Source organism: Mycobacterium sp. NGS56, from assembly GCF_059812425.1.
Map to the genome: position 1 here is coordinate 24,469 of NZ_JCALCQ010000012.1, position 12,206 is coordinate 36,674.

Genomic DNA, 12,206 nt, shown 5'->3' on the forward strand with positions numbered 1-12,206 from the left:
TGGAGGCAGAGGTGATCGACATCATGCATGAGAGTGCCGTCGTTTCCAACCTGGCCGGCCATCGATCACAAGCTCGGCTGTGGGCTTTCGTTGTCGCGGCGCTCACCGGTGGCGATGAAGTCCTCGACCAACTCCACCACTTGGTTTGGCGCCTCCACCTGGGCGAAGTGACCCACGTCGGGCAGCACCTCGAGCCTGGCGTCCGTGCGCGCCTCGTGCGCGGCGTACGCGTGGTCGACGGGAATGATGCCGTCGCACTCGCCCCAGATCGCCATGACCGGTAGATCCTCGCGCAGCCGCAGCCTGTTGAGCGCGCTGACCGCCTGTCCGCGGTAATCGACGACCGATCGCAGCGTCCGCAGGAACGACTGCCGTGTCTGGCCATCCGACAACGACGAGTAGGCGCTCCACAGCTCCGCGCCGCGCGGTGAGCGGATGCCGGCGCTTTTCATCCAGGATCGCAGCTTGTTGCCGACGGACAGCACGGGCGGCGGGGCGATGATCGGCAACACCAGCTCCGCCCCGGGCGCCGAGAGCAGCCGCAACACCCATCCCACGTCGGGCCCCAGGCCGCCGCTGCTGATCAGGATCAACCGTTGGGCGTAGTCGGGGTGCTGGTAGACGAACTGCATCGCGACGCCGCCACCAAGCGAGTGACCGACGACGGTGGCCCGGCTGACGCCGAGTTCATCGAGGAAATCACGTAGCCACACCGCGAAGGCGCCCAGCGAGTAGTCGGTGCGAGGCTTCGCCGATTCGCCGTGACCGAGCAGGTCCGGGGCGATGACGCGAAACTTCTTCGACAGCGGCGGGATGACCGCCCGCCACGTCTCCGAACTGCCCGCCATGCCGTGGATGAGCAGCAGCACCTCGCCGTCACCCTCGTCGCGGTAGGCGATGCGATCGCCGTGTAGTTCGAGAACCTTCAGCTCATTCATGTGGGTTGTGTACCCGCTTTGGTCCTGCTCAGCAATGATCTAATGCATGACCGAACCGGTTTTGACCCGAGTGGCCGTCTACCTCGACTTCGACAACATCGTGATCTCCCGCTACGACCAGATTCACGGACGGAATTCGTTTCAGCGGGACAAGGCCAAGGGGCTCGAGCAGCAGGCGGAGCGGCTGGACCCGGCGACCGTCGACGTCGCCGCAATCCTTGATTTCGCGTCGTCGTTCGGCACCCTGGTGCTCACCCGCGCCTACGCGGACTGGTCGGCGGATATCAACGCCGGGTATCGCGGCCAGCTGGTGGCCCGCGCGGTCGACCTGGTGCAGTTGTTCCCGGCGGCGGCCTACGGCAAGAACGGCGCCGACATCCGGTTGGCCGTCGACGCGGTCGAGGACATGTTCCGGCTACCCGATCTGACCCACGTGGTGGTCGTGGCCGGCGACTCCGACTACATTCCGTTGGCCCAGCGTTGCAAGAGGCTCGGCCGGTACGTTGTCGGCATCGGCGTGGCAGGTGCGTCGAGCCGCGCGCTCGCGGCGGCCTGCGACGATTTCGTCATCTACGACGCACTGCCGGGGGTACCGGTGCCCGAACCGGCGCCCGCCGGCGCGGAGGCGGACAAGCCGAAAAAACGGACCACTCGCAGCAAGTCGGCCAAGGGGGACGAGCCCGATGAGCAGCCCGACCCGCAGGCCGCCGCCACCGCGTTGCTGACGCGGGCCCTGCGGATCGGCTTGGAGAAGGACGATGTCGACTGGCTGCACAACTCGGCCGTGAAGGCACAGATGAAGCGGATGGACCCATCGTTCAGCGAAAGATCTTTGGGATTCCGCTCGTTCAGCGATTTCCTGCGTTCGCGCTCGGATGTCGTCGAACTGGATGAGACGTCGACGACGCGGATGGTGCGGCTGCGCGCGCAGGAGTGAACGACGGTGTGGCAACACATATTTCGCTCTAACGGCGGGTGACAAGCGCCGGGCGAGCGAGCAGGTGAACCACGGTGGGGATATTGAAGCGGCCTAGTTCGTCTCATCGCCCGCCGCAGACTTGTCAGCATCAGTGGGTCGCCGGACGATCGGTTGACCAGGGGTGGGCCGATTCCAATTGGGATGCAACACGAATGAGGATATCTTCGCGCCCGTAGGCGGCCGCGAGCTGCACGCCGACGGGAAGGCCCTCAGCGTTGCGATGCAGGGGAAGGCTGATCGCCGGCTGCCCGCTCATGTTGAAGGGGGGCGTAAACGCGGCGAACCGGCCGGCGCGCCGCATCGGCGCCGTCGGGTGCTCGGGATCGTTCTCGAATTCGGTTAGCAGTGGCGGTGGTTCGGTCACTGTCGGCGTGAGGAGCAGGTCCCAGCCGTCGGCCCACCACTGCTGCAGCGACCGCCGAAACGCATAGACCGCCTCCTGCGCCACCGCGTAGTCGAGCGCGCTCACTTGGCGGGCCCGCTGGGCGAGCACCCAGTTCACCGGCTCGACCTCGCCGGAGGTCAGCTCACGCCCGAGCGTCTGGCCGAAGCCGCGCACCCCCATCGCCATCTGCGTGGCCCATAGCGCCATGAACTTCTCGGTCAAGGTGGTGTCGGCTAGGCAGGCCGGCCACGCCGGCTCGACGATGTGCCCGAGCCCCTCGAGCATCGATCCGGCGGCACGCACCGCCGCGACGCAGTCGGGGTGCAGGAAGTCGTCGCGCGGGTGGACGTCGAGCAGCCCGATCCGCAGCCGGCCGGGTTGGGCACCGACCTCGTCGAGGTAGGCGCGCTCGGGCGGCGGCGCGATCACGGTGTCCCCGACCCCGGGCCCGCGAACGGCGTCGAGCAGGCCCGCCGTGTCGCGCACCGTGCGGCTGACGCACAGTTCGACGCCCAGGCCCACCTCGGCGCGCACCGGCCCGACGGTGATCCGGCCCTGGCTCGGCTTGAGTCCGACCAGCCCACAGCAGGACGCCGGGATGCGGATGCTTCCGCCGCCGTCCGAGGCGTTGGCGAACGGGACCATCCCCGCGGCCACGGCGGCGGCCGCGCCGCCACTGGATCCGCCCGCCGTGCGGTCCTGCGCCCAGGGGTTGCGGGTCGCCCCCCACGCGAGCGGCTGGGTGGTCGGCAGGCTGCCCAGCTCGGGGCTGTTGGTCCGGCCGGCGATCACCAACCCGGCCGCCTTGAACCGCGCCACGAGCGTGGTGTCGCGGACGTCGACCTTGGCGGCCTCTTTCAGCGCGACATTTCCGTTCGACAGCGTCTGGCCCGCGAAGCTGGTGTAGAGGTCCTTGAGCAAGAACGGGACCCCGCGGAACGGGCCGTTGGGCAGGCCCGGGTCGGCCGCCACCGAACGCGCGTGCCCGAACCACTCGATGACCACGGCGTTCAGCGAGGGATTGACACGCTCGATCCGCTCGATCGCCGCCTCCAGCAGTTCACTCGGCGTGACCTCGCCTTGGGCCACCAGCGCCGCCTGATCCGTGGCGTCCATCCAGCGCGTCTCGTCGGCCAGAGCAGTCATGGCTTCCGGTGTATCACGGGGTCAACGTCACACCCGCACCCGCACACGAGTCGCGGTGCCGACGCAGCGGCCTTACGCTCGTTGGTTGCACGAACTCAACGGGGGTTTATTGATGGGTGGGATCAGCGGGCGAACCGTGTCCAGACAGTGGTTTGCCCCGATCGGGGTCGCGTCGGTTGCCTGCCTGTCCATCGCGTCCTGTTCGGAAACCGCTGCACCGCCCCCGCTCAGCGCCACCACCTCGACATCGGTCTCGAAGACCAGCACACGGGCGGCCGCGCCACCCGCGCCGATAACCGGCCCGCTGGAAAAGGATTGGAAAAGCTACGGCGGAACGGCGTATTTCGGTTGCCCGGAGAAGTTTTCGGCCAGCAAGTCGGCGCTCGAGGACATCCGGCCGAAGATCTTCGACCCGAAATCCGGGCAGTACGTCGCGCCCGGCGTCCCGTCGGTTCCCCCCGGCGAGAACGTCACCGGCGCCATCTGCGCGCCGGCCGGCACGGCCGACGACATGAAGGTCGTGTACGTCGTCACCACCGTCAAGCCGGCGCAGGCCCCGGCCCCCGAAGCCGCCAAAACCACCGGCTACGTGTTCGACACCAAGTCGGGCCGGCAGCTGGCCAGCAAGGAGCTGCAGCCGCCGGCCCCGGAGCTGAAGCTGGCCGCGCCGAAGGATTGGGGCCTGGCCTCGACCGCCTCGGGCGTGGCGTGGCTGAACGCCTTCACCGACGGCCGTACCGCATCACCACCACGGACCGTGGTCCTGTCCGGGGGCGATCTGTCGATGATGTGGAACGATCCGCAGCCCGGGCGCGTCTGGCAGGACGTGCTTGCGTTTGCGCGCAACACCGAGCCCGGCAAGACTTCCGGCGCGGAGCTGCGCCGGCCGAACGGGGAAGCGATCTATCAGGACAACGACGTGCAATCCGTCGATGCCGAATTAACCGACGGCCCAAGCAAACTGGTGCAGCTCACGCACCGGGATTCAGACAACCCCCCGGTGCTGTCGACGATGTTCTACGACCTCGACGCCAAGTCCATCATCAAAATCGGCGATTCCGACCGGATTTCCGGCGGTGGGGTGACCGCGGTGCTGTCCGACGGCAAACTGTTCGTCGACGCCCACAACTCGGACGCCTCCCAACTCGGCTTCGGCGTATGGAACCTGCGCAGCCAGCAGTGGGACTTCCAGAAGAGCAGGGACGACGCCAAGAAGCTGTCGATTTCCAAGCTGGCGTATTTCGAAGACCACCTCTACATCACCGGCACCGGCGGAACGTTCTCCGTAATCGCCTTGCCCGCAACCGATCCCGTGGCATCGAACTGGGCACTACGGCCTTTCGGGCGGATCTCCGGGTGGACGCTGGTGTGCCGCGGCGAGACCGCGCCAGGGTCCAACGGCGAGTGCAAGGAGATCGTCATGGTGCAAGACCAGGACGGCCACTACCCCGGGCCCTGGTTCTGAGCCCCGTTCGCCGTCAGACGACCGGCGTGCCCTCAATTGTCTTCGCCGACACCGCTTCTCGTTCGGACAACGATGAGTGCGGCACAGACCACCAGCACGCCGGTGGCCGCCACCTCGGCGATCAACGCACCGTAGTTCAGCACTTGCCGGTCCGGGACCAGAGATATTCCCAGCTCGTTCTTGGCGTCGCCGGCCAGGATCGCGGGATACACCAAACACAAGACAGCGGTCACGAACGCGACGACGGCGCACCCACATGCGACGAGCCCAAGCCGGCGCACTCGCGCAGCGCCGAGGAGCGCGCCGGCGGCCGCCAGCGAGGCGATCACCACGATCCACCCCGGCGTGCCGTCCACCATGTCGGTAAGCGAGGAGCCATAGTATTCGCCGTGCTCGCCGACGTAGCTGCCGAGACCATTCCACCTGATGGGTAATCCCAGTTGACTTACGTCAATCCACGGCATCAGCGTCATTGCCACCGACGCGACGGCCGCCACGACGGCCACTACGCTGATTGCCTTGTTACGCAACAGATTGCCTTTCGATCATCTACGACGAACTTCCAGCAGGCCAACCCGGGTATGGGGGCAACGTGGGAAATTCCGAGCGAGGGTGCACGCCGTTGAGCAGATACAGGCGGCGGTCCGCCGGGTCGGGCGCTTTGTCGACGCAAGATCGAGCATCGGCCACTTCGGAGGGCCACTCCACCGGATCGGTGTTCGACTCGGGGATCCGGTCGGCAGTCATATTGTGGCCCACGACGTGCCAACCGCCGAAGACATCGTCGACAGGAGCCGCCGCGGTCCCCTTTTGCGGTGCAACTGGCGCTACCGGACCATCCTCCGGGGCGGTCATCGCGACGCGATGCACGGCGATCCGGGCCGCGGGATCGGTGGCGGGCAACGCGCTTTTCCAGCCGTAGTTTCCGCCACCGAGATCCAGCGCGCTGGCGTAGGCCCAATCGCACACCACGGCCGTGACCTGACGGCCGGCGGTGTCGAGCCGTAAGAAGTGGTAGCGATCGGTGCCGACCAGTCGATCGCGCAATGGATGCTCGGTGTCGGGCCAGCGGTCGCGGGCGCTGTCCGGTTGGCCCTGTGGCGCATTCGGCGCGACGGCATGGGTGAATCCGGGGTAGGCATAACCGATGTCGCCGGCGTTGGCCGCCACGAAAATCGATTCGAGGTAGGCGCGCACCACCACGGCCGGTGTGGTGAGCAAATCGATTCCCGGCTCGGCACTCCACACCGCGCGAAGCTCCGACAGCATTCCCGTCCAGGGAATCTTCGGCGCAGGTTCCGCTGGAGGCGCAGCGTCCTTGGGACCGCAGCCCGCGACAACGGCGCACAGCGTCAAAGTGACGATTCGACCGAGAAATCCGCGCCGTCGCCCGAGACTCATGAAACTTCCCTATGGGTTGGGTAATTGGGTCACTTCGTCATATTGGTGCTGCATGTGTGGGATGACGCTCTCGTCACCCAATATCCTCTGCACCGCACCCTTTAGCGCTTGATTGTATTTGTAATTGTCCCACGTACCGCCGTTCGCCTTGTATTCGTCATACGTGGCGATGTGCATTGGGCTGTGCGGGTCACCGGGAACGTCCGGCGCAAAAAATTGTTGCGTCAATCCGATCGGCACGCGGTTGGCGATCAGGCCGTCGAGCACCTGTGAATACGCGGCGCTGTCTTGCATGTGCGGTATCTGAACCTCGGGCGGCGCGGTCGACGATGGCGCGGCACCAATGATGTCTTGCTTCAACGCATCTGCGCCCATGGACAGCGCCGGGCCGCCGAGTGTGCCGATCATGTTATACGGCGGCGGCAGCGCCTTGCCCGCCAAGCCCGCCACCGTGCCGCCGCCCTTCACCAGGCTGTCGTACGCCGACGTCTTTCGGTTATAGGCTTCGGTGGCCTGTTGGGCGCCGTTGAGTCCCTCGGCGTGCACGGCGTTGTTCACCCCGACGTCGACCAATCCCTTCAAGGTGGCGGCCTGCTGCAGATCGGCGTCGTTGGCGACGGCGCCCGGCACATGATGCGCGATCGCTTCGGCGTACCGGTTCTGGTCCTGCATGATTTGCTGCATCGCAGCACCATTGAAGGTGTTCGACGCGTCTTTGTCCGTGCTGAGCACGGAGAAAATGCCTTTAGCGATGGGCAGTCTCGATTCCACGTCCTGATTGGAGTCCGGCGCGTGGAAGAAGGGTGACAGGTCGTTGGTTCCGCCGGCGATGTTGGCGACGTAGGGCGACAGCCCGGTGGCCATGGCTTGCGTCAGCTTCGGATCGATCTGGCCCAGCGTGTGATGACCTGGCAGATCGAGCAGCTCGTGCGAATGCTGACCGAGGTAGGCCGCATACGTCTGCGCGGTCTGCCCCGCGATCTGGGCTTCCGGGCCCGCCGCGTCCTTGGTCCAGCTGAACAACGAGCCGGCCGCGTCGCCACCGTCGGACCAGGCGTGGTGGGTGATGTTCTGCAAGAAGTCCTGGGTCGACTGGTCGCAGATTCCCTGCTGATTGACAATCCAATTGACGGCCCCGTGGTCGCGGCCGGCAGCCCAGAACACCGACTCGACCGTTTGGTCGTAGGTGTTGCGCGCCCAGTCCTGGGTCATGATCTGCGCACCCTTGTGCAGCAAGCCCTGATCAACCCCAGTGTTGCGCTGCAGCAACGGGTTACCGTCCTTGACGATGTCGGCGATCGTCCTGGTCTGGTCGGCGTACAACCAGCCCGGCGCCTGCAACACCTCCTGCACGCTGTCCGGCAACTGCGTGGTCCCGCCTTTCACGGTGTCGGTGCCCTGTTTGGCACCGATGGTTGTCGGCGTCTTCGGGAACGTGATGTTCGGATTGCTCATCAGCTGCCAGGAGTTGCCGATCAATCCCCTCTCGTCGCCGAGGCGCTGCTCGGCGGTTTTGAGCGCATCGATGCTCATGCCATGCTCCTGGGCCTGCAGTTGGCTCAACACCGATGCCTGCTCGGCGGTCAGCGGAGCCTTGCCGGCCACCTGGTCGGCGGTGACAGAGCCGAGCACTCCGTTCACCCGGGCGGCGGCACCCTTATCGCCGGCGAGCGCGGCCTTCACATCCTGCTCCGCAGATTCGGGCGTCTCGGCGGCGTGCCCGTCGACACTCAGAACGCGCGCCGGGTCGTACCCGTCGTCAGCCAGATTCTTCTGCGCCCCGTGCAGTGATTTCGTGTAGTTGTCGCGGGTGGCACGCAACTGGTCAAGGGCGTCTCGAGTGTCGTCGACCGCGTCGGCTTTCGCGTCCGTGATCAACGTCTCCAGGGCGTGGCGGTCCTTCGGGTCGAGGTTGGGATCCTGCAGGTCCTTCGTGGCGGCGCCGATGATCTTGTCGAGCAGTAGTAACCGACCTTCCAGGGTGGCGATTTCCTGGGCGCCGGTTTTTTGCGCGTCGGCCAGGGCGGCGGCGATGTTTTCGAGATCGGCGCCGATCTTGGGCAGCTGCTGGGACTGCGCGCCCAGCGCCTGGGCCGTGCGCTGCACTTCGGCGGAGGTGTTGATCGGGCTGTCACCGTTCTGGTGGTTCCAGGCTGCCTCGAAACGTTTGCGGGCCTGCTCGAAAGTCGCGTCGGCTTCCGAGCTGGAGCGGCCCGCGGCATGAAACGCAGTGGCCAGACTGGAAATCTGCCCGGGCTGGCCCGCCTGCAGAGTCCGGTTGATCTCCCAGGGGTCGCCGCCGGCCCCCGCGACGAGCTCGGCGATGCTGAGATAGTTCAGCTGCATCGCAGCCCCGAATGGCCGCACCGACGCCGGGAATGGGTGTCGAGCGACATGCAATCCCTCCCCGCGGTTCACGACCATCGCCGCCGACATGTCGCCCACGCGGACGGCGATTTTGCTGGCCAAGCATATTAAGGCCGGCGCCACACGTGCCAGTCACCTGCCTCGCCCCGGTCAGCTCGAGTAGGGCCGATCGTGGCGGCACGCGTATGTTCGTTCGCAGCCCGGACCCGAGCCTTCGTGCGGGTTTCCAGGTGCATCGCCACCCCTGCCCCGCTCGAGGAAAGTTACCGCCGCAGATTCGCCGATCAATGCAGCCGCGGCGACGTCCTGACGCGACGCCGACGACGGTCTTTCCCAGCCGGTCGTTGAATTGGACCAAAAACGACGCCACCTCTAGGCTTTCGGCGTCAACCGAGAGCAGATCGAGAGCGAAGGCTCGTTGCGAAGGAGCAGCAAGATGCCGTCACCGACATCAACCCCGAAGCTGCCGCCCGCCCGGGTGGCTCGCGCGGTCGAACGAGCCCGCCATCACGCGGGGCGCCTATACCAGCGACTGGCACCTCCGCCGATCACGGTGCTCGACATCATCTTCGGTGCGTTTTTGTCGCAGGCTGTCTCGGCCTCCGCACAGCTAGGCATCGCCGACGCGCTTGCCGCCGGTCCGTTGTCCAAGGAGGAATTGGCGCGCCGCGTCGGGGCCGACCCGGACACGGTGGCGCGGCTGATGCGATTACTGATCAGCCGCGGCGTGTTTCGCAGGCGCCGCGACGGTCGGTTCGCACTCAACGCACTGGCCGACACGTTGCGCAGCGACTCGCCGATCTCGATGCACGGAGCCGCGCTGTTTTATGGCTCGGCGCAACACCGGGCAAACTGGACGCGGCTCGCCGACGCGGTGCGCACCGGGGAGCCGAATCCCCCAAAAGTGTTCGGCAAGGACTTCTTCGACTACCTCCCCGAAGACCCGGAGTTCGCGGAGATGTTCAACAACGCGATGACGTCCACGTCGTCGGTGTTGGAGGCGGCGGTGGTCGCCGCCTACGACTTCAGCAACTTCGGCGTCATCGCCGATATCGGTGGCGGTCACGGCCGGTTGCTGTCATCCATTCTCGCCGCGGCACCCGCTGCCCGCGGCGTGCTGTTCGACCTGCCGCAGGCGGTCGAGGGTGCGCCGCCGATTTTGACCGCGCTCGGTGTCGCCGACCGGGTCACTGTAAAGGGCGGGTCGTTTTTCGAAAGCGTGCCGGCCGCTGACGCCTACGTGATGAAGAACGTCATCCACGATTGGCCGGACGACAAAGCCATCGCGATCCTGGGCACCATCAAAGCCGGGGCCCCATCAGGTGCGAAGCTGTTGCTGTTGGAGATGGTCCTTCCCGATCATGACCGCGAGTTCCTCGGGTACTACGCCGATATGGAGATGTTGGTGATGGGGGGCGCACTGGAACGCAGCCTCAAGCAGTGGACCGACCTACTTGACCGTGGCGGCTTCCGGCTGCAGCGCGTGGTGCAGACGGCAGGGCCGCTCTGCGTCATCGAAGCCATACCCAGTTAGGACGCCCCTTGGACCCGATCGGGGCAAACGCCCCCACCTCGTGGAGGCACCTACAGGATTCGAACCTGTGAAGCTTTCGCGACGGATTTACATACCGCTGCTGTTTCCGTTTGCCTAATCAAGCTGGCTTCATCGTTCAACGGAAGATCTAGGTACAACGCCAGGATCACCGCTTCTAAAGTTCAATTGCATACTTGCTGCGTGTCGGCTGAATGGCGCTCAACAGCGGACACGGAGTGCCGGCTCGGCTGTTCGAATATGCGCGCAAAGTCGAAGCGCACCGAAGTTGTCTGCACCCGTACCGCCGCCGCCCCGCCCTCGCCAACTGGGTCGATTTGTCATTGCATTGACAAGCGAATCGCTCGATAAATGCGCACCATTACTGCTGCCACTCGCCAACCTGCGAACGCTTGTGAGCAAATACCTAGGGGCATAAACTCTCGTCGACAAATCGGGAAACATCACCACCAACACGAAGGTCTCCCCAGCATGTGGCGAGGGCGGCGCAGGTATGCCGTTGCGCTTACCGACGTGTGCGCGAACTGTCACACCGAGCCCATCGCGTCGCACGACGGCGGCAGATCATGGACTCATCCGCGCACAGGTACGATCTATTGCCACCTAGGTGACGGTTCCGTGGCTACGCGCAGGCAACCCGAGTGGATGAGCTGACCCATAAGCTCCGTGCGCCACAGGTCGTCAAGGCGAGCGTTTCCTCGTTCGAATAACGAACAAGAACTGCCTTGACATCCAGGTTCGAAATCAGCTGATGAAAATCCGGACGCGCGAAGACTCGAGCGCAAAGCACTCGAGCCTTTCCACCAATTTACGCGATATTGCACACACGCCCAATGACGGCGATAGCATCGAATAGTCGTCGGCTTTAAATGCGACGGCGTTTTAACTAGCAGAAGGGCGTGAGCGATGGGCACGAAGAGCAAGACGAGGACGCTGAAAGCCGCCGCACTGGCCGTAGTACTAATCGGTGTGATGATGGGATCGTCGAGCTGCATCATGATCGAGGGCGGTGCCATCAACTGCGCCGCAGTTCGCGCCGGTTGCTAGGGGCGCCTGGCCAAAAACCCAAGTTTGACCACCAACCAAGCGGAATCCGCACTGGCTCTTGCTAATTGACGGCTGATCAGTGCAGACCCCGCGTCCATGTGGATGCAAGACGGCGGTGCTGACGCTGAACAGCCAGTGGGCGCGCGTTTGTGACGCGGTGGCGAAGTGCCTCGACACCGCTGCGACGTCGACTGCGTATTGACCGTGCGCCTAAGCCAGTCGTAGTGGCGCAAACGGCCCCAGACCTGTTGGTGGCAGGTACAGGATTCGAACCTGTGAAGCTTTCGCGACGGATTTACAGTCCGCTCCCATTGGCCGCTCGGGCAACCTGCCGCCAGACAGGTTACAACGAGCGAGTAGACAAAGCACAAACGCCTATCACCGGATGAAGGGACGAAAGGCATGGCGGACTCATCGTTCGACATCGTCAGCAAAGTGGATCGCCAAGAGGTCGACAACGCGCTCAACCAGGCCGCCAAGGAATTGGCCACCCGGTTCGACTTCCGCGGCACCGACACCAAAATCGCCTGGAAGGGCGACGATGCCATCGAGCTGACGTCGTCCACCGAGGAACGCGTCAAGGCGGCGGTCGACGTCTTCAAAGAGAAGCTGATCCGCCGGGACATCTCGATGAAGGCCTTCGACGCCGGCGAACCGCAGTCCTCGGGCAAGACCTACAAGATCACTGGCTCCCTCAAGCAGGGCATCAGCAGTGAGAACGCCAAGAAGATCACCAAGCTGATCCGTGACGACGGCCCCAAGAACGTCAAAACCCAGATCCAGGGCGAGGAAATCCGGGTCACCAGCAAAAAGCGCGACGACCTGCAGGCCGTGATCGCGATGCTCAAACAGGCCGAGCTGGACGTGGCGCTGCAGTTCGTCAACTACCGCTGACCGGTGGGGACCTCTGGCGCGGATCCGCGGGT

General features: G+C 65.0%; 9 protein-coding genes and 1 tRNA gene. 4 read left to right on the top strand and 6 right to left on the bottom strand.

Annotated elements, in window-relative coordinates; translation table 11 throughout:
* Positions 1–65 precede the first annotated feature (65 nt).
* Entirely contained in the window at positions 66–938 is an 873-nt protein-coding gene (locus AC5Y4F_RS22005) for an alpha/beta fold hydrolase (RefSeq protein WP_067933570.1), read from the bottom strand.
* 46 nt (positions 939–984) lie between these two features.
* On the opposite strand from AC5Y4F_RS22005, the gene AC5Y4F_RS22010 reads away from it, so the two are divergent.
* Positions 985–1,875 carry an NYN domain-containing protein gene (locus tag AC5Y4F_RS22010; protein WP_067933572.1) on the top strand — a complete coding sequence of 297 codons (891 nt, stop codon included), beginning with the start codon at positions 985–987 and terminating at the stop codon, positions 1,873–1,875.
* Between the two features lie 130 nt (positions 1,876–2,005).
* On the opposite strand, the gene AC5Y4F_RS22015 is transcribed toward AC5Y4F_RS22010, so the two are convergent.
* A complete protein-coding gene (locus AC5Y4F_RS22015) occupies positions 2,006–3,448 on the bottom strand; it encodes an amidase (RefSeq protein ID WP_499998639.1) in 1,443 nt (480 codons plus the stop codon).
* 112 nt (positions 3,449–3,560) lie between these two features.
* Between AC5Y4F_RS22015 and AC5Y4F_RS22020 the strand changes: the two genes are divergently transcribed.
* Complete coding sequence (locus AC5Y4F_RS22020) at positions 3,561–4,913, top strand: hypothetical protein (RefSeq protein WP_499998640.1); 1,353 nt, start codon at positions 3,561–3,563, stop codon at positions 4,911–4,913.
* Positions 4,914–4,945: 32 nt separating this feature from the next.
* Here the strand turns inward: AC5Y4F_RS22020 and AC5Y4F_RS22025 are convergent, their stop codons facing one another.
* The 3 genes from AC5Y4F_RS22025 to AC5Y4F_RS22035 are packed head-to-tail and all read right to left on the bottom strand — an operon-like array spanning position 4,946 to position 8,660.
* Positions 4,946–5,443, bottom strand: coding sequence for a hypothetical protein (locus tag AC5Y4F_RS22025; RefSeq protein WP_067933577.1), 498 nt, complete (start codon positions 5,441–5,443; stop codon positions 4,946–4,948).
* A 19-nt stretch (positions 5,444–5,462) separates the two neighbouring features.
* Positions 5,463–6,314, bottom strand: coding sequence for a hypothetical protein (locus tag AC5Y4F_RS22030; protein ID WP_067933578.1), 852 nt, complete (start codon positions 6,312–6,314; stop codon positions 5,463–5,465).
* 9 nt (positions 6,315–6,323) lie between these two features.
* Positions 6,324–8,660, bottom strand: coding sequence for a putative alpha/beta hydrolase (locus AC5Y4F_RS22035; protein WP_499998787.1), 2,337 nt, complete (start codon positions 8,658–8,660; stop codon positions 6,324–6,326).
* A 457-nt stretch (positions 8,661–9,117) separates the two neighbouring features.
* Between AC5Y4F_RS22035 and AC5Y4F_RS22040 the strand changes: the two genes are divergently transcribed.
* The gene (locus AC5Y4F_RS22040; protein WP_082947567.1) at positions 9,118–10,215 is read left to right on the top strand and encodes a methyltransferase; all 1,098 of its coding nucleotides are present in this window, start codon (positions 9,118–9,120) and stop codon (positions 10,213–10,215) included.
* Positions 10,216–11,529: 1,314 nt separating this feature from the next.
* Here AC5Y4F_RS22040 and AC5Y4F_RS22045 read toward each other — a convergent pair.
* Positions 11,530–11,613, bottom strand: a tRNA-Tyr gene (locus AC5Y4F_RS22045).
* A 69-nt stretch (positions 11,614–11,682) separates the two neighbouring features.
* Here AC5Y4F_RS22045 and AC5Y4F_RS22050 point away from each other — a divergent pair.
* Positions 11,683–12,174: a YajQ family cyclic di-GMP-binding protein gene (locus AC5Y4F_RS22050; RefSeq protein WP_067933580.1), complete on the top strand. Its 492-nt coding sequence runs from the start codon at positions 11,683–11,685 to the stop codon at positions 12,172–12,174.
* Positions 12,175–12,206: the final 32 nt, after the last annotated feature.